Consider the following 16800-nt stretch of genomic DNA (forward strand, 5'->3'; position numbering starts at 1 on the left):
ACGCGATCCAGCCGCCCGCGAGTGCGGCCGACCATTCCCCTAAGGCCCCGAGAAGTGAGTGGTCGCACCGGGCCAGCAGATACGTTTCAACGGCCGTGAGCCGGGCTGGACGCGCGGCACGCGAACGGTTGTAAGTCCTATCGCACGCTGGTGATGCATGCCGGAAATCGGTGAGGCGCAGGTGTATTTGGTCGCGCGCGACGTCGGGGGCGCGAGGGCGCCATCTAGATTGCGCCTGCGCCTCTTTTTTTGGATCGGTAACTTTTTCGATTTCAAGTAAGGGTGCACGCACCGTCCGCGAAATCGCTCGTCTGTCGGCGACCTGACTGTCTAGAGGGACAAGAGGCTACGAGACGTCTGGCGCTGGTCTTTAAGAGTCCGCCGTTTCTTTCTTTCGGTACGCCAGACCGCGACCAGAATGTCCCCGCGGTTGAAGCGGCATGCGGTCTCGGCGCTTTTGTCGTGCGTCATCGCAGGGCGATTCATCCGTTTCGACCGAACATACAAACCACGCGCGTGCAAGCGCGGGCGGTGTGCAGTCGCAGAGAGAAGGAAGCTGGAGTATGCAGATTAGCGGCGAGCGCCGGGGAGAACCGACCTCAAGTCGGAATGAAGCTGAGGTGGACGCGCAGCCGAGTCCAAGCGAAGCTCAGCAGACCAGAAAGTTAACGATTCAACTTTCTGAGTGCATTTTCCGGCGACTCCAAGCCGCGACTGACCGCCCTGGTATGGGCAAGAGCGTCGTCATCGAGGCGGCTCTTGAGCGCTTCCTGGATCCGGCGCCGCCTATAGAGGGCCTTGTTTTCGAGGCGATCGAGCGAACGAATGAGCAGGTGCTCAGTCTGCGGACGGACATCGCGATGATCGCGGAAATAGTGGCTCTCCATGTGCGATACCACCTCACGCTGACGCCGCCGATGCAGCCATCCAAGCAGGACGAGGCGTGCGTACTCGGGCTCGAGCGCTTCAAGGCGTTTGCCGAGCAGGTCGATCGTCGCGTACGGTTTGGCCGCCCCTTGCTGCAGGAGGCAATTGATCGCTCGGGAAATTCCAGCCGATCCGGGTCTGAAATGGGAGGCGGAGCGTCACGCGCCGTTCCACGAGCGCCAGTTGAAGAAGAACCCCACTGTGTGGCCGTCGTAGGTGAAAACTCAGAAACGTGTGCTGTCGCCGAGGAGGGCGGCAGCAATATCAACTTTCGACAGCTGCCAAACGCCTTGTGTTAAAGCCAGTGGCCGCGTTCCGAGCAACACGCGCAGCGATGCCGCTGGGCTGATATCAGGCGAGAAGCCGGTCAACCGGGGCTGGAACTGGCGGATCATCTCTTGCGTGTTCCTTCCCTTTGCCGCGGGATATTATCTTTCCTACCTGTTTCGGATGATCAACACGCTCATTTGTGGCCGCCTCGCCTCTGAATTGGAGCTTGGTACGGCCGATTTGGGGCTGTTGGGCTCGATCTACTTTCTGGTCGTTACCGGCAGCCAGATTCCGATGGGCATGCTCTTGGATCGCTTCGGTCCGCGCCGAGTCCAGGGTGCGCTCTTGCTGCTGGCTGCCGCAGGCGCTGCGCTTTTCGGATTATCGAGTGGATTTCTGTCGCTTCTGGTTGCTCGCGCGATGATAGCATTTGGCACCGCAGCTTCCCTCATGTCTGGCCTGAAAACAGTCGTGCTCTGGTTTCCGAGAGAGCGCGTGGCGCTCATCAACGGCTGTATGCTCATGCTGGGTGCACTGGGCGCGGTAACGGCAACCGCACCAGCCGAGGCATTGCTTAACTGGATAGGCTGGCGCGGTCTATTTGAGCTGCTTGCCGCATCCAGTGCCTCCGCGGCCGCTTCGATCTATTTTTTGGTTCCAGAGCATGAGGCAACTGCGAAGAGCCCTCCAGGGACGGTCAGCCTGAAGACCGTCTATACGGATGGGCGGTTCTGGAGAATTGCGCCGATTTCTTCAACATGTATCGGGTCCGCGTGGGCCCTGCAGTCCTTCTGGGCAGCGTCCTGGCTGAACGATGTGGAAGGGTTGGATCGAACAAGCCTTGTCACACAATTGCTCGTCATGGCGATAGCCCTAAGCATTGGCGCATTGCTGCTCGGCGTGGTCGCCGATTCACTGCGTCGGCATGGCAAGAACATTGAAAGGTTGCTCGCAATCATAGCTGCTGTGTTCATTGCAGCCGAACTCGCGCTGATATTGCATCCGCCATTTCCGTCGCTACCGTCGTGGATCATTGTGGCGGTGGTCGGATCAGCAATCGTCCTCAGCTACGCGATCATCGGAGATTACTTTCCGGCCCAACTGATCGCGCGCGCAAACGGCGTGCTCAACGTTCTGCATTTCGGGTGGGCTTTCCTCGTCCAGTACGGGACGGGGTTAATTCTCGAGCAATGGCCGGTAAAGGACGGACACTACCCCTCAATCGCGTATCAGACGGCGTTCAGTATCAATGTTGTGCTGCAGCTGGCCGCCCTGGTCTGGTTCATCGCCCCTTGGCTCAAAGAGTTGAATTGGAAATCTGAAATCGCCATCAAGCGCAAGTCGACAGGCCAAAGCAGGTCAGTTCACGTCATGATCCCGAGCGCCGAAATGGTTATCCTGAAAACCGATCAAGATGTGGAGTGGTGAACTCGGCCTTCTGCCGTGACCCGCCTCGTCGGTCTACAGGCGCATCAAGAAGGTCCGGCCGACTGATTGCCTAAGAAGCTCCAAACAGCTGGTCGGATATGCGACATGCGTCGCAAGGTCGACAGGAATGATACGAAAAATGCGTAATATCAATGAGCGCTGGCTGGCATGCGACTTGCTGTTGTTTTCCGCAGAGCCAGGTAAAGCGAATTTGAGCAATGACCAGTGTGACAGAGAGCGCAAGTCAAGTCGGTGCGGAGAATGTGCTGAGAGTCGGTTCGCCGGCTCCCTCCATCAAAGTTGAGGACTGGCTACGTGGCCAGCCCGTTACAACGTTCGAACCTGGGAAAGTATACATTATCGAGTTTTGGGCGACGTGGTGCGGACCATGTATCGCCTCGATGCAGAATTTGGTGATCCTGCAAAGCAAATGCAGGAGCAGCGGAGTTGAAGTGGTGGGCATCGCGGCTCACGAACAAGCTTCGACGGCAGATGAAGCGCGAGCCAGCTTGGACGCTTGGTTGACGAAGAGCTTGCCAAATCTGAACTTCGCGATCGCATTCGACTACTACGGCGAAATGAACAAGCTTTGGATGGATCCCAGCTTTTCTGTCGGGATTCCCTCGTCATTCGTGATCGATCGTGACGGCCGCTTCGCCTTTATCGGTCATCCGACGCAACTCGATAACGTGTTGCCCAAAGTTCTGAACGGCTCTTGGGCAGTGAGCGATGAAGCCAAAGCCCTGGATGCGGAGAGGATAACCAAGGGTCGACGCAGAAAGCGCGAACTATCGCAGAAGCGAGCGCTGGTGGAGCCGATCTTTGCCAGACTTGAAGCCGCCATGAATAGTAAGGATTGGGCGGCAGCGCTTTCAGGGGTTGAGGAGGCACTGGCTGCGATGCCGGACGATGTCACCTTCCGTGGGCTTCATGCGGAATTGTTGCTTCACAAGATACGCGACATGCGGGCCGGCCTGGCGGTATTGCGCCAATTGGTTCGCGATGCGATCGACAAGAAATCCGTGGTTTGGATGAGCGTGGCCATCCGCCAACTCTTCGACCCCGCGAAAGACTACTCCGGTTTCCCACATGACGAGCGTTTTGCCATGGGCAGGGACCTCTCCGAACACATCCTGGCGGCGAATCCGCCCCAAGGCAGCGAGGGCGCGAAGTTCCTCTCGTACGGGGCGGTCGCTCAGTACTACTACGAGACCGGTAACAGGGGTCGCGCGATCGAATTGGTCGAGGTGGCGCTGAACTGGCTGGATGCAGCGCCTGCCTCGGATGTAGCGAAACGGGATCTCGTGCAGTGCTCCCTCCAGGCCTTGGCGAGCTACAGGAGTGAGAAGCTCTGTTACGAGGAGTGTTGTTCGACACCGCAAAACACAGCTCCCGAAAAGCCGCAACCGGGATCGCCAAGGGAGGCAGCGTGAGCAATGCTGCTGGCCATGTCTTCTCGGCCCTTGTGGTTTTGCGATCGAAGTCGACGCCTCTGGGAATGTCGGGGCATTCACCTGAAGTGAGGATATGACGAGTGAGGGGTGAACGCAGGCGAGCCGCACCACCACAACTTCTTTACGGTGAATGTTTCTTCAACGTACGTCGCGATCCGGCGCGATAGCGGCGAGAATGCCTGTCCAGGTGAAGAGTGGTCGCCGGCTGCTAAAGGTGGCCTCATAAGATGCTGGTGGCATCTTCGAACAACCAAAAAAGATTGAAATGGGTGGTGACGCTGATGCATTCCAACTCTCAAGGAAGCTTTCTCAAGTTTTTATCGCTGGTTTCAGAAGGGATTCAGCACTTCGTTTCGCGTTGGCCAGAAGCCCATTCGGGAGAGGCGGCAAACCCTGGCGACGGACGGGGTTGTTTAAAGCGGTCAGTGCCCTGTGCGCGCCGCGCTAAGGGAACACTGAGCGAAGCCGTGCCTTCATTGTCACCCCTCTTTGGTACCACGGCGCCGGGTCGAGCGTGATGCACAATCACCGCCAGCGCCGCTCTGTCAAAGCCGCCGCCCTGTTCCAGCCATCTGGCCCCTGGTACAATGTTCTTTATGTCCAGGTACTCATCGCGATCCTGATTGGCGTTCTCGTTGGCTGGTTGTGGCCTGCTGTGGGGACGAACAGCTGGGTCAAAGCGCTTGGTGACGGATTCATCAAGCTGATCAAAATGGTGATCGCGCCGATCATCTTCTGCACTGTTGTGTCCGGAATCGCGCATGTTCAGGATGCACGAAAGGTCGGCCGAGTCGGCGTCAAGGCGCTGCTTTACTTCGAGATCGTTTCAACCTTCGCGCTGATCCTGGGTCTCGTGATGGGCAATCTCGTTCAGGCCGGCCATGGGCTCGCTCCCAGGGCTGATGCCGCGGCGGTAGCCAACTACGTCAAAAGAGCGGAAGGGCAGAAGGCGGTCGATTTCCTCCTCAATATTATTCCGGATAGCGTAGTTGGCGCTCTGGCCCGAGGCGACGTGCTACAGGTGCTGCTGTTTGCGATCCTATTCGGGTTCTCGCTGATGGCGCTTGGCGAGCGTGGTGAGCGGATGCGCAGTCTGGTCGACGATGCTGCACACGCGGTGTTTGGTGTCATTAGGATCGTAATGAAGGCAGCGCCAATCGGGGCGTTCGGCGCCATGGCCTACACCATCGGCGAATTCGGACCGTCCGCGCTCGGTAAACTCATCGGCTTGGTTGCGCTGTTCTACGTGACAGCCGGGCTCTTCGTGATCATTGTGCTTGGTTTGGTCGCGCGCTTGGTCGGTTTTTCTATTCTAAAGTTCATCGTCTACATCAAGGATGAGCTGCTGATCGTCCTCGGAACGTCGTCGTCCGAAAGCGCGCTGCCACAGTTGATGGAAAAACTCGAACGGCTGGGCTGTTCCAAGCCGGTCGTTGGCCTGGTGGTGCCGACAGGATACTCTTTCAATTTGGATGGGACGAACATTTACATGACATTGGCGACCTTGTTCATCGCGCAGGCGCTCGGGGTCGATCTCGACTTCGGCCAGCAGCTCACGATACTCGTTGTGGCGATGCTCACCTCGAAGGGCGCAAGTGGTGTTACCGGTGCCGGGTTCGTCACCCTGGCCGCAACGTTGACCGTGGTCAGTCCTGACCTCGTCCCGGGCATTGCGATCGTATTCTCGATCGACAAGTTCATGAGCGAGGTGCGCGCGCTTACCAACATCATCGGGAACGGTATTGCCGCGGTGTTTGTGTCGTGGTGGGAAGGTGAACTCGACCTTGTCTCGCTACACGCGCAGCTCAAGTAGATCTGCGATCTCAGCTCGGCCATTGCGGACTAGAAATCACTCTTTGAATGCCTGCATCCTGGGGGCAATCGTCGTGCAGTACAGGGCCAGCCTGATTCCAGGGGGAATGGTGCAGGGTCATTACGCTCACGGTGGTGCACCAGACCAGCGTCGGCATTGGTACCTGCGGCAGCCCGCCGGCTGATGTGGTTCATTATCCCGGGTTTGAGCTTCCTCAAAAAGCGGGAGCTCAATCGTGCCCACGCACGGGAGCGACAGTGGTTCGATTTCTCGCCTCGCCGTCGAGGGGGCGGCGCGTCAAGCCGGCGCTCTTTTCAAATGTTCCTTTTTCTACGCTAGACTACGAACGGCATATTCTCTTTGTTGCGGTAAGACACGACCTATCTTTTATTTGCCTTCAGATGAGGGCGCCGAAGTGGCCTCAGCAGCTTGGGGCAAATCGTGGCGATCCATTCTTTTGATTCAGAAGCGAACTTGCGCGGAGCGCGTATGCTGCGTACCGCGTTGGGGCCCGCCATCGCAGGGTTTTTGGAAGATCCGGCAATCGTCGAGGTGATGCTCAATCCCGATGGCCGACTGTGGATCGACCGACTGTCGAGCGGCCTTATGGATACTGGCAAGAATATATCCCCCTCTGACGGAGAGCGAATCATCCGCGTGGTGGCTCACTACGTGGGTGCCGAGGTTCATCCCGGGAGCCCACGGATTTCTGCCGAGCTGCCCGAGACGGGGGAGCGCTTCGAGGGGCTGCTGCCGCCGGTCGTGGCCGCGCCAACATTTGCGATCCGAAAGCCGGCGGTCGCCGTGTTCAGCCTCGAGGATTACGTCGCAGTCGGCATTATGACGCCGGATCAGGCCGGTGCATTGAGGGATGCAGTTTGCGCGCGCAAGAACATTCTGGTCGCCGGCGGCACCTCGACCGGCAAGACGACACTGACCAATGCCCTTCTCGCCGAGGTGGCTAAAACGACTGACCGTGTCGTTCTCATCGAAGATACGCGCGAGCTTCAGTGCTTGGCGCCAAACCTCGTGGCGCTCCGCACGAAGGACGGCTTGATCTCGCTCTCCGACCTGGTCCGTTCGTCGCTTCGTCTGCGCCCCGATCGAATTCCCATTGGTGAGGTGCGCGGAGCCGAGGCGCTCGATTTGCTCAAGGCCTGGAGCACAGGACATCCGGGCGGAATCGGCACGATCCATGCCGGAACGGCGCTCGGGGCGCTACGCCGGCTCGAGCAGCTGGTCCAGGAAGCTGTCGTCACAGTCCCCCGGCCGCTTATCGCCGAAACAATCAACGTGATCGCGGTGCTCAGCGGCCGCGGCGCCGAACGCCGCTTGAGCGAGCTCGCCCGCGTCACCGGCTTAGGAGCATCAGGTGATTACAGCCTTTCTGCAATTGGAGACCGGTCATGACGATGCCTTCATCTCTCCGCCGCGCCAGCATTCCGGCCACGGCAATTGTGACCCTTTGGCTGAGCAGTATCCCGGCTTGCGCCGCTGGCTCAAATATGCCGTGGGAGCAACCGCTCAACCAGATTTTGCAATCGGTCGAGGGTCCCGTCGCCAAGATTATCGCGGTCATCATCATCATCGTGACCGGGCTTTCGCTCGCATTTGGCGACACGTCTGGTGGCTTTCGTCGCCTGGTTCAGATCGTGTTCGGTCTATCCATCGCCTTTGCGGCATCAAGCTTCTTTCTGTCTTTCTTCTCCTTCGGCGGCGGCGTGGTGATCTGATGGAGGAGCCTGTCGCAGGCTTTGTCGCGCCCGTGCATCGGGCGCTCACCGAGCCTATCCTGATGGGCGGTGCGCCGCGCGCCGTGGCGATCGCCAACGGCACGGTAGCGGCGGCACTCGGTCTTGGGCTGCGCCTGTGGGTTGCCGGCCTTCTCCTCTGGTTCGTCGGCCACATGGCCGCCATCTGGGCCGCAAAACGCGATCCCGATTTCGTGGAAGTCGTGCGCCGGCACGTCCGTATTCCAAGCCACCTCAGGTCCTAGAGTTGCCTATGATGAATCTTGCCGAATATCGCCGTTCAAATACGCGCCTTGCCGACTTCCTGCCTTGGGCGGCCCTGGTCGATGAGGGCATCATTCTCAACAAGGATGGATCCTTTCAACGAACGGCCCGGTTCAGAGGGCCGGATCTCGACAGCTCAGTGCCTGCCGAGCTTGTTGCTGTCGCAGGCCGCCTCAACAATGCGCTCCGTCGCCTCGGATCGGGGTGGGCCGTCTTCGTCGAGGCGCAGCGGCATTCGGCAGGACGCTATCCGCCGGATACATTCCCGGACGTCGCCTCGGCGCTGGTGGATGCGGAGCGGAAAGCGCAATTCGAGGAGGCCGGCAGCCACTATGAGTCGAGCTACTATCTGACTTTCCTCTATCTGCCTCCGGCAGAGAGTGCGGCCGTGGCGGAGCGCCTGCTGTACGAGGGCAGCCATCGCGCTGCGGGAGCGGATGCGCGCGAGGTTCTTGCCGGCTTTGTCGACCGGACCGGCCGCGTCCTGCAGCTCGTCGAGGGTTTCATGCCGGAATGTGGCTGGCTCGATGACGCGCAAACGCTGACCTACCTGCATTCGACGGTCTCGACCAAACGGCATCGCGTGCGCGTGCCAGAAATTCCGATGTATCTCGATGCGTTGCTTGCCGATCAATCCCTGACAGGAGGTCTCGAGCCCATGCTGGGCGAGGCGCATCTGCGCGTTCTGACCCTCGTGGGGTTTCCGACCGCGACCACGCCCGGAATTCTCGACGAGCTGAACCGGCTGGCATTCCCGTATCGCTGGTCGACGCGGGCGATCATGCTCGACAAGACAGATGCCACAAGGCTCCTCACCAGGATCAGGCGGCAATGGTTTGCCAAGCGCAAGTCGATCGCGGCGATCCTGAAGGAGGTGATGACGAACGAGGCCTCCGCGCTTCTGGATACCGATGCCCACAACAAGGCAATGGACGCCGACAGTGCGCTCCAGGAATTGGGCTCGGATCAGGTCGCAGAGGTCTTCGTCACGGCAACGGTCACGGTCTGGGACGGCGATCCTCGCGCAGCCGACGAAAAGCTCCGCCTCGCCGAAAAGGTCGTCCAGGGCCGCGACTTCACCTGCATGGCCGAGACGGTCAATGCCGTCGAAGCCTGGCTCGGCAGCCTGCCGGGACAAACTTACGCAAACGTGCGCCAGCCGCCGGTCTCGACCCTCAATCTCGCCCATATGATTCCGTTATCTGCGGTATGGGCCGGAGAGGTAAGGGATCATCACCTCAAGGCGCCCCCGTTGTTCTTCGGTAAGACTGAAGGTTCCACGCCATTCCGGTTTTCTCTGCACGTCGGCGATGTCGGCCACACCCTGGTCATCGGACCGACGGGCGCCGGTAAGTCGGTGCTGCTGGCGCTCATGGCGCTGCAGTTCCGCCGCTATGGCGAGGCGCAGATCTTTGCGTTCGACTTCGGCGGCTCGATCCGCGCATCGGCCATCGCCACCGGGGGCGACTGGCACGATCTCGGCGGCGCGCTGGAATCGTCAGAATTCGTCGCGCTCCAGCCGCTTGCGCGCATCGACGATGTCGGCGAGCGAGGCTGGGCATCCGACTGGATCGCATCGATCCTGACGCGCGAGCGGATCGAAGTCACGCCTGAGACCAAGGATCATGTCTGGTCGGCGTTGACCTCACTCGCCTCGGCGCCGCTTACGGAGCGGACGCTGACTGGCTTCTCCGTTCTTCTGCAATCCAACGCTCTCAAGCGCGCGCTGCAGCCCTACTGCCTCGGTGGGCCATACGCCCGGTTGCTGGACGGCGAATATGAACGGCTGAGTGAAGCCTCCGTCCAGGTGTTCGAGACCGACGGATTGATCGGGACCTCTGTTGCGCCCGCAGTTCTGGCCTATCTGTTTCACCGGATCGAGGACCGCTTTGACGGCCGTCCGACACTGCTCATCATCGACGAAGGCTGGCTTGCGCTCGATGACGCCGATTTTGCTGGCAAGCTCCGCGAATGGCTCAAAACGCTTCGCAAGAAGAACGCCTCCGTCGTGTTTGCGACCCAGTCGCTTGCCGATATCGATGGCTCGAAACTCGCGCCCGCCGTCATCGAGAGCTGCCCGACCCGCATCCTGTTGCCAAACGATCGCGCCATCGAGCCGCAGATCATGGCGATTTACCGGCGCTTTGGGCTGAACGATCGTCAGATCGAGATCCTCGCCCGCGCCACCCCCAAGCGGGACTACTACTGCCAGTCCCGACGCGGCAACCGCCTGTTCGAGCTCGGACTTGGCGAAATCGCGCTCGCCTTTGCGGCCGCCTCGTCCAAAGCCGACCAGGCTCTCGTCGATCGGGTGCTTGCCGAGCACGGAAGGGACGAGTTCGTCAACGGTTGGCTCAAGGCGCGAGACCTCGGCTGGGCCTGCAATCTCATTCCGCAGCTCGCCAAACAAGGAGCGCTCTGATGAGCTGTATCCGCCCGCTTCTGGCAGCAAGTATCATCGCCATGACCATGATCCAAGCGCCCCGCCAAGCGAAGGCGCAGTGGATCGTGTTCGATCCCAACAACTACGTTCAGAATGTGCTGACGGCCGCGCGTGAGCTGCAGCAGATCAACAACCAGATCACTTCGCTCCAGAACGAAGCGCAGATGCTGATCAACCAGGCGAAGAACCTGGCGAGCCTGTCTTATTCGTCGTTGCAACAGCTCGAACAGTCGATTCAGCGCACCCAGCAGCTACTCTCGCAGGCGCAGCGGATTGCCTACGACGTCCAGCAGATCGATCGCGCGTTTTCCACCACCTATGCGCCGGCATCCGCGAGCATGTCCGATGGGCTCTTGGTCGCAAATGCCCAAACACGCTGGCAGAACTCAGTTGCTGGGCTGCAGGACGCCATGAGGGTCCAAGCGAGCGTTGTCGGCAATCTCGACGCCAACCGCACCCAGATGTCCGCCCTCGTGACGGCGAGCCAGGGCGCAGCGGGTGCGCTCCAAGCAAGTCAGGCCGGCAACCAGCTCCTTGCGCTGCAAGCCCAGCAGCTTGCGGACCTTACGGCGACTGTTGCCGCGCAAGGTCGCGCACAGACGCTCGAATCCGCCCAACGGGCTGCAGCGCAGGAGCAGGGTAGGGAGCAGCTGCGGCGCTTTCTCAGCCCGGACCAAAACTATCAACCGACAACCGTGCAGATGTTCCACTGATCATGAAAATACGATTTGAACGACTACCTGTCGCGGCAGCAGCTGTTCTTGCTGTCCTGTTGGTTGCCGCCTGCGCCATTCGCCTGCGCACCGACGAGAGCGCGACCCAGTCTTCCGTCTCTCCGGCCTCAAAACCGGATGTGACCGCAGCAAAGCTCGAGCAATGCCGTACCGTCACCTACGAGCAGAAAGACGCTCTGCTTGAATGCCAGAAGATCTGGGCCGAGCAGCGCAGTCAGTTCTTAGGCGGAAGCAGGTCAATTGATGGTTCGGATAGCCAGACCGGCGCGGCGCCACTCCCCTCTCCAGTCCCTCGTAAGGACGAAAGTCGCCTCCCGTCCGGCTTTTCCTCCTTTCCGAGCCAAAGCGAGTGAGCCATGGGCGGCACGGGCATCATCGACCAGTTTCTGGAAACCTTTACCCGCTACATCGATTCCGGATTCGGTCTCGTCGGGGGCGAAGTTGGATATGTCGCCACAACGCTGGCTGCAATCGACATCACCCTGGCTGGCCTGTTCTGGTCGTTCGGAACGGACGAGGACATCATCGCCCGGCTGGTCAAGAAAACCTTGTTTGTCGGCGTCTTTGCTTACCTGATTGGCAATTGGAATAACCTCGCCCGGGTCGTCTTCGAAAGTTTTGCGGGGCTAGGTCTGAAAGCCTCAGGGACAAGCCTTTCGTCAGCAGATTTCCTAAGCCCGGGCCGCATTGCGCAGGTAGGCCTTGATGCAGGCCGGCCGATCCTGGACTCCATCTCTGGGTTGATGGGCTATGTCAGTTTCTTTGAGAATTTCGTGCAAATCGTGGTCCTGCTGTTTGCTTGGATCGTGGTGCTGCTCGCGTTCTTTATCCTGGCGATCCAGCTGTTCGTCACCCTCATCGAATTCAAGCTGACGACACTTGCCGGCTTCGTCCTGATCCCCTTCGGCCTGTTCGGCAAGACCGCTTTTGCGGCCGAACGGGTGCTGGGCAATGTCATGTCATCGGGGGTCAAGGTTCTGGTCCTTGCCGTCATCGTGGGCATCGGATCGACCTTGTTCTCGCAGTTCACGGGCGGCTTTGGCGGCAACCAGCCGACCATCGAGAATGCGATGGCACTGGTCCTGGGCGCGCTCGCCCTTTTGGGCCTTGGCATCTTCGCCCCCGGTATCGCCAATGGCATCGTCTCCGGAGGTCCGCAGCTTGGCGCAGGCACCGCCGTCGGCACGGGCCTCGCTGCCGGTGGGGTGATCGCGGCAGGAGCTGGCGTTGCCGCCGGCGCTGCAGGTCTTGCCGCTGGCGCGATTGCGGGCTCGCTGCGCGGTGGAAGCGCGATTGCAAGTGGCGCGACGAACATGTTGCGGGCGGGAAGCTCCGGCGTCGAGGCGAGCGCGCCAGGCGCGGCAAGTCCCTTGCGTTCGCTCGCAGCCGGCCTTGGGCGAGGGGCTGGTCAAGTCGGTCAGGAGGAGGGGGGCTCCTCGGCCGCGCCCGACAGTCCGCCAGCCTGGGTTCGGCGCATGAAGCGGGCGCAGACCATCCAGCATGGAGCATCAGCGGTCACGCACGCGGTTCGGTCAGGCGATCACGGCGGGAGTGGCGCATCGGTCGACCTCTCACAAGACAATCGCTGAGTTCGCGGTCTCTCCAATTTCCAACCATGCCTTGAGGTCAGACAAATGTTCAAACGATCGGCCGTTCACTATGGCCGCACGCCGGAGCCGGTCACGCCCTATCAACGCGCAGCTCAAGTCTGGGATGACCGCATTGGTGCAGCACGAGTCCAGGCCAAGAACTGGCGGCTCATGGCATTCGGCTGCCTGTTCCTCTCCGCGGGCTTTGCCGGAGCTCTGGTCTGGCAATCAGCCCATGGCACGATCACGCCCTGGGTGGTTGAGGTCAATCAATTGGGTGAAGCGAAAGCAGTTGCCCCTGCAAATGCTGCCTACCAGCCGACGGACCCTCAAATAGCGTTTCACCTGGCGCGCTTCATCGAGCACGTCCGCGGCCTGCCGATGGACGCAATTGTCCTCCGCGAGAACTGGCTGCGTGCCTACGACTTTACGACCGATCGCGGCGCCGCCGCGCTCAACGACTATGCTCGCAACAACAACCCCTTCGCCAAGCTCGGAAAGACGCAAATCGCGATCGAGGTCTCGAGCGTCATCCGAGCGTCGCCTGAGAGCTTTCGCCTCGCCTGGATCGAGCGCCGCTACGAAAACGGCCACCTTGCCGCAACGGAACGGTGGACTGCGATCCTTACCATCGTCGTGGAAATGCCTCGCGATCTGGATCGCCTACGCAAAAATCCCCTTGGCATCTACGTCAACGCTATCAACTGGTCAAAGGAGCTCGGCTAACATGCCGTCAGGTCTCGTTATTGTGTCACGAAAAGCGCGGCCGTGCTTGCCTCTGGCTCTTCTGGTCTGTGTCTCGACGCTCGGCGGCTGCACGACCTTCAGGCCGCCGCAAATCAGCTACGACAACGAGCTACCGCCGGCACCGGACTTGCCGGCGCTTGCCGATGATCGCCCGCGACCGCTGCATGTGCCGCCGGCCTGGAAGGCTGCACGAGGCGGCAAGAGCGCGGAGGCCAAGGAGCCTGTCGAGCGCGTCGAAACCGCAAATGACGCTGCACGCGTGCAGCCTCGCAAAGCCGGTTACTACAATGCGGTGCAAGTGTTTTCCTATAGTCCGGGCGCGCTCTACCAGATCTATGCCGCGCCGGGGCAAATTACGGACATTGCCCTCGAGCCCGGTGAGCAGCTGATCGGCTCAGGACCGGTCGCCGCAGGCGATACCGTCCGCTGGGTGGTCGGCGACACCGAGAGTGGCAGCGGCGACACCCGCCGCGTTCACATCATGGTCAAGCCAACCCGTCCCTCGATCGAGACCAACCTCGTCGTCAATACTGATCGCCGTACTTACTTGATCGAGCTTCGCGCCAAAGAAAAGCCCTATATGCCCTCGGTCGCCTGGTTCTATCCGGCGGATCGTGGCGGGCGAACTCGAGCTTTACTGCCGGCACCCTTTATTCCGGACCTGCCGGCGCGCCGCTACCGCTACGCCATGGAGGGTGACAGCCCGCCTTGGCGTCCCGTCAACGCTTATGATGACGGCCGAAAAACCTACATTGAATTCGCCCCCGGCGTCAGTCAGGGCGAGATGCCGCCGCTCTTCGTGATCGGGCCCGACGGCAAAACCGAGATCGTCAACTACCGCGCTTACGGAAATGTGCTGATTGTTGACCGGCTGTTCGCGGCCGCGGAACTGAGGCTGGGCGAGGAGCACCAGCAGAAGGTCAGGATCGTGCGAACCGACGGGAGGTCGCTTTGAACGCTACTGACCAGGCAATCAATACACCAAAGGAAGCGCCTCGGGGCAAACCGCCGGAAGAGATCGCCGAAACCCTGCGGCTCTGGCCGGATCGGCCAAAAGTTGCGCGCCTGTCGCGGAAAGTCCTTATCGGCGGCAGCGCCCTTGTGCTCGTGCTGATCACTGGCGCGGTGCTCTGGGCGCTGCAGGAGAAACGGTCAGATACTTCAGCGCCCGAGGAGCTTTACGCGACTGACCACCACAAAGTCGCCGACCAGCTCACGACCTTACCGAAGGATTACACCGAGATCCCGAAGGACGTGCCGCGCCTGGGGCCGCCTTTGCCCGGCGATCTCGGTCGGCCGATCGTCGCAGCACAGGGATCTTCGACGTCCAGCTCGCTCGGTATCGATGCCGAACAGCAGCGTGTCAACCAGGAGAGCGAGGCGGCACGGACCAGCAAGGTATTTGCCAGCACTAATGTCCGGCCACAAGCCCCTGCCACTTCATCGAGCGAAGCCCGTTCAAGCGCCGCGCCATCATCCGACGAAGCATTTGCTCAGAATGGCCAAGACCGAAAGCTTGCGTTCGTCAGTGCAACGGTCGATCGTCGGACGACAAGCTCCGATCGCCTTGTGAGGCCGGCTTCGCCTTTTGTCGTTCAGGCCGGAACGATCATTCCGGCCGCACTCATCACAGGAATCCGCTCCGACCTGCCTGGTCAGATCACGGCCCAAGTCACAGAATCGGTGTACGATTCTCCTACCGGGCGAGCTCGCCTTATCCCCCAGGGAGCAAGGCTGATCGGGAGTTACGATAGCCAGGTCGCATTTAGGCAGTCGCGCGTGCTCCTGGTCTGGACGCGCCTTATCATGCCGAATGGGAGGTCGATTGTTTTGGAACGGCAGCCCGATGCAGATGCGGCAGGCTACTCTGGTCTTGAGGACGAGGTCGACAATCATTGGAAGGAACTGTTGGGGGCGGCCGCTCTTTCGACGCTGCTTTCCGTCGGCACGGAGGTGAATTCCGGGGCGGATAGCGGCAATACCAACAGCGACCTCATTGCCGCGCTCCGCCGCGGAGCTGGGGATTCGATCAATCAAACGGGCCAGCAGATAGTCCGCCGCAATCTCAACATTCAGCCAACTTTGACGATTCGTCCGGGATTTCCGGTACGGGTGATCGTCAACCGCGACCTGGTGCTCGAACCGTATAGAGGGTGAGGACGATGGCAAAGCTTAAGCTCGGAGCAATCGAAGACGACAAGCCAATCAAGATTACGCATGAACTGCCCGCGAGCGTGCACAGGGATCTCGTGGCATATGCCGAGATCCTTGCACAGGAGACCGCTCAGCCGATCGGAGATCCGGCCAAGCTTATCGCGCCCATGCTGGCCCGGTTCATGGCGGCCGACAGGAGCTTCCGGAAAGCGCGCCGCGCACGTCAGCGATCGATCGAAGGCGAGGAATAGCGCTCGGAGAGTAACTTCAGGAATTCCTGCAGGGCGGGGTTCTCATTGTCGGCGCGCCAATAGGCAGAAAACTCGAATCGGCTCGCACCCGCGCCATCGCGCAGTTCTCGGTAGACAAGATCCGCCAAATGCGCGCCTATGTCGGACTCGAGCACGAGGCTTATTCCAGTGTTCATGCTGATCAAGCTTTTGATGATGCCGCGACTGACGTCGTGGCGCTCGATTTTTGGACGGGCTTCAGCCGAAACGAGCTTGGAAACCAGAAGATCTTCGACCTCCTTTCCGGGGTCGCAGTGGCTGAGCAGCACCGTCTCGCCGCGCAGGTCGGGCCAGTAGACAGTCTCGCGCGAACTGAGAGGATGGTCATGAGGCAAGGCAACGAGAACACGCTCGCTCCACAGAGACATGGCTTTGGTGTCCAACAACGGCAAGCTCCCCGTGACGATCAGAAGATCAAGCGCTCCGTTGCGAAGTGCCGCTGCTAAACGTGTTCTTGATCGTTCAACCGTCGCAAGCGCGACCTGCGGGAACCGATCCTTGAACTCAAGTAAGGAGGCTTGCAGATTGCCGGCCGAAAGCGATGTGCAGAAACCGACGCTCACACGGCCGGTTTCGCCATTGTGAACGGATCGCGCGGTTGCGACGAGTGCGTCGAATTCCTCCAGGATGGTCCTGGCCAACCGAAGGACGTCGCAGCCGGGCCGCGTTGGGCGCACACCTCCGCTGAAGCGCTCGAAAATTGGAACGCCCAAGTGGTGCTCAAACTCGCTGATTGTTCGGCTGAGGCTCGATTGTTGGGACCTCAGCAACTCGGCGGCTCCACGAACGCTCCCGCAATCGGCCGCAGCCACGGCCGATCTCAGGTGTTTCAGTTCGAGCGCTTTACTGGCTTGAAGTGACGGTCGTGTTCGACGTGGCTTGTGCATGGCAAGTCTTGAGAGAGAAGAGCGGCCTTCCGCACCAATCTGCAGCGAT

General features: G+C 60.3%; 16 protein-coding genes. 15 read left to right on the forward strand and 1 reads right to left on the reverse strand.

The window, feature by feature from the left end; all coding sequences use genetic code 11:
* Positions 1–728 precede the first annotated feature (728 nt).
* The 15 genes from IVB26_RS05855 to IVB26_RS05925 all read left to right on the forward strand — a co-directional run bounded on the left by IVB26_RS05855 (position 729) and on the right by IVB26_RS05925 (position 15825).
* Positions 729–1226, forward strand: coding sequence for a hypothetical protein (locus IVB26_RS05855; protein WP_247970952.1), 498 nt, complete (start codon positions 729–731; stop codon positions 1224–1226).
* Positions 1144–2625: an MFS transporter gene (locus IVB26_RS05860; protein ID WP_458309324.1), complete on the forward strand. Its 1482-nt coding sequence runs from the start codon at positions 1144–1146 to the stop codon at positions 2623–2625. The genes IVB26_RS05855 and IVB26_RS05860 overlap by 83 nt, the downstream gene beginning before the upstream one ends.
* A 218-nt stretch (positions 2626–2843) precedes the next feature.
* On the forward strand, positions 2844–4058 hold the full coding sequence (locus IVB26_RS05865) for a TlpA family protein disulfide reductase (RefSeq protein WP_247970953.1): 1215 nt from the start codon (positions 2844–2846) through the stop codon (positions 4056–4058).
* Positions 4059–4596: 538 nt separating this feature from the next.
* Complete coding sequence (gene dctA / locus IVB26_RS05870; RefSeq protein WP_247973080.1) at positions 4597–5892, forward strand: C4-dicarboxylate transporter DctA; 1296 nt, start codon at positions 4597–4599, stop codon at positions 5890–5892.
* A gap of 489 nt (positions 5893–6381) precedes the next feature.
* Positions 6382–7302: a P-type conjugative transfer ATPase TrbB gene (gene trbB / locus IVB26_RS05875; RefSeq protein WP_247970954.1), complete on the forward strand. Its 921-nt coding sequence runs from the start codon at positions 6382–6384 to the stop codon at positions 7300–7302.
* Positions 7299–7625, forward strand: a complete 327-nt coding sequence (locus IVB26_RS05880) for a TrbC/VirB2 family protein (RefSeq protein ID WP_458309325.1) — start codon at positions 7299–7301, stop codon at positions 7623–7625. The genes trbB and IVB26_RS05880 overlap by 4 nt, the downstream gene beginning before the upstream one ends.
* On the forward strand, positions 7625–7888 hold the full coding sequence (locus IVB26_RS05885) for a VirB3 family type IV secretion system protein (protein ID WP_247970955.1): 264 nt from the start codon (positions 7625–7627) through the stop codon (positions 7886–7888). Before IVB26_RS05880 ends, IVB26_RS05885 begins: the two co-directional genes overlap by 1 nt.
* Positions 7889–7896: 8 nt before the next feature.
* Positions 7897–10329, forward strand: a complete 2433-nt coding sequence (gene trbE / locus IVB26_RS05890) for a conjugal transfer protein TrbE (RefSeq protein WP_247970956.1) — start codon at positions 7897–7899, stop codon at positions 10327–10329.
* The gene (gene trbJ, locus IVB26_RS05895; protein WP_247970957.1) at positions 10329–11063 is read left to right on the forward strand and encodes a P-type conjugative transfer protein TrbJ; all 735 of its coding nucleotides are present in this window, start codon (positions 10329–10331) and stop codon (positions 11061–11063) included. Before trbE ends, trbJ begins: the two co-directional genes overlap by 1 nt.
* Before the next feature lie 2 nt (positions 11064–11065).
* Positions 11066–11437, forward strand: a complete 372-nt coding sequence (gene trbK-alt / locus IVB26_RS05900) for a putative entry exclusion protein TrbK-alt (RefSeq protein ID WP_247970958.1) — start codon at positions 11066–11068, stop codon at positions 11435–11437.
* Between the two features lie 3 nt (positions 11438–11440).
* Positions 11441–12673 carry a P-type conjugative transfer protein TrbL gene (trbL, locus tag IVB26_RS05905; RefSeq protein WP_247970959.1) on the forward strand — a complete coding sequence of 411 codons (1233 nt, stop codon included), beginning with the start codon at positions 11441–11443 and terminating at the stop codon, positions 12671–12673.
* Positions 12674–12718: 45 nt separating this feature from the next.
* Complete coding sequence (gene trbF / locus IVB26_RS05910) at positions 12719–13399, forward strand: conjugal transfer protein TrbF (protein WP_247970960.1); 681 nt, start codon at positions 12719–12721, stop codon at positions 13397–13399.
* A gap of 1 nt (position 13400) precedes the next feature.
* Positions 13401–14375: a P-type conjugative transfer protein TrbG gene (gene trbG, locus IVB26_RS05915; RefSeq protein ID WP_247970961.1), complete on the forward strand. Its 975-nt coding sequence runs from the start codon at positions 13401–13403 to the stop codon at positions 14373–14375.
* Positions 14372–15577: a TraB/TrbI/VirB10 family type IV secretion system protein gene (locus tag IVB26_RS05920; protein WP_247970962.1), complete on the forward strand. Its 1206-nt coding sequence runs from the start codon at positions 14372–14374 to the stop codon at positions 15575–15577. Before trbG ends, IVB26_RS05920 begins: the two co-directional genes overlap by 4 nt.
* A 5-nt stretch (positions 15578–15582) precedes the next feature.
* A complete protein-coding gene (locus tag IVB26_RS05925) occupies positions 15583–15825 on the forward strand; it encodes a DUF2274 domain-containing protein (RefSeq protein WP_247970963.1) in 243 nt (80 codons plus the stop codon).
* On the opposite strand, the gene IVB26_RS05930 is transcribed toward IVB26_RS05925, so the two are convergent.
* Entirely contained in the window at positions 15798–16751 is a 954-nt protein-coding gene (locus IVB26_RS05930; RefSeq protein WP_247970964.1) for a LysR family transcriptional regulator, read from the reverse strand. The genes IVB26_RS05925 and IVB26_RS05930 overlap by 28 nt on opposite strands.
* Positions 16752–16800: the final 49 nt, after the last annotated feature.

Origin of the sequence: Bradyrhizobium sp. 195, from assembly GCF_023101665.1 — a bacterium.
Classification (GTDB): Bacteria; Pseudomonadota; Alphaproteobacteria; order Rhizobiales; family Xanthobacteraceae; genus Bradyrhizobium.

Excerpts from the sequence above, each read along its gene's own strand:
- trbB (WP_247970954.1), top strand. The coding sequence starts at position 6,382 with ATGCTGCGTACCGCGTTGGGGCCCGCCATCGCAGGGTTTTTGGAAGAT.
- IVB26_RS05930 (WP_247970964.1), bottom strand. The coding sequence starts at position 16,751 with ATGCACAAGCCACGTCGAACACGACCGTCACTTCAAGCCAGTAAAGCG.
- trbJ (WP_247970957.1), top strand. The coding sequence starts at position 10,329 with ATGAGCTGTATCCGCCCGCTTCTGGCAGCAAGTATCATCGCCATGACC.
- IVB26_RS05885 (WP_247970955.1), top strand. The coding sequence starts at position 7,625 with ATGGAGGAGCCTGTCGCAGGCTTTGTCGCGCCCGTGCATCGGGCGCTC.
- trbF (WP_247970960.1), top strand. The coding sequence starts at position 12,719 with ATGTTCAAACGATCGGCCGTTCACTATGGCCGCACGCCGGAGCCGGTC.
- IVB26_RS05865 (WP_247970953.1), top strand. The coding sequence starts at position 2,844 with ATGACCAGTGTGACAGAGAGCGCAAGTCAAGTCGGTGCGGAGAATGTG.
- trbE (WP_247970956.1), top strand. The coding sequence starts at position 7,897 with ATGATGAATCTTGCCGAATATCGCCGTTCAAATACGCGCCTTGCCGAC.
- trbL (WP_247970959.1), top strand. The coding sequence starts at position 11,441 with ATGGGCGGCACGGGCATCATCGACCAGTTTCTGGAAACCTTTACCCGC.
- trbK-alt (WP_247970958.1), top strand. The coding sequence starts at position 11,066 with ATGAAAATACGATTTGAACGACTACCTGTCGCGGCAGCAGCTGTTCTT.
- dctA (WP_247973080.1), top strand. The coding sequence starts at position 4,597 with ATGCACAATCACCGCCAGCGCCGCTCTGTCAAAGCCGCCGCCCTGTTC.
- IVB26_RS05855 (WP_247970952.1), top strand. The coding sequence starts at position 729 with ATGGGCAAGAGCGTCGTCATCGAGGCGGCTCTTGAGCGCTTCCTGGAT.
- trbG (WP_247970961.1), top strand. The coding sequence starts at position 13,401 with ATGCCGTCAGGTCTCGTTATTGTGTCACGAAAAGCGCGGCCGTGCTTG.
- IVB26_RS05925 (WP_247970963.1), top strand. The coding sequence starts at position 15,583 with ATGGCAAAGCTTAAGCTCGGAGCAATCGAAGACGACAAGCCAATCAAG.
- IVB26_RS05880 (WP_458309325.1), top strand. The coding sequence starts at position 7,299 with ATGACGATGCCTTCATCTCTCCGCCGCGCCAGCATTCCGGCCACGGCA.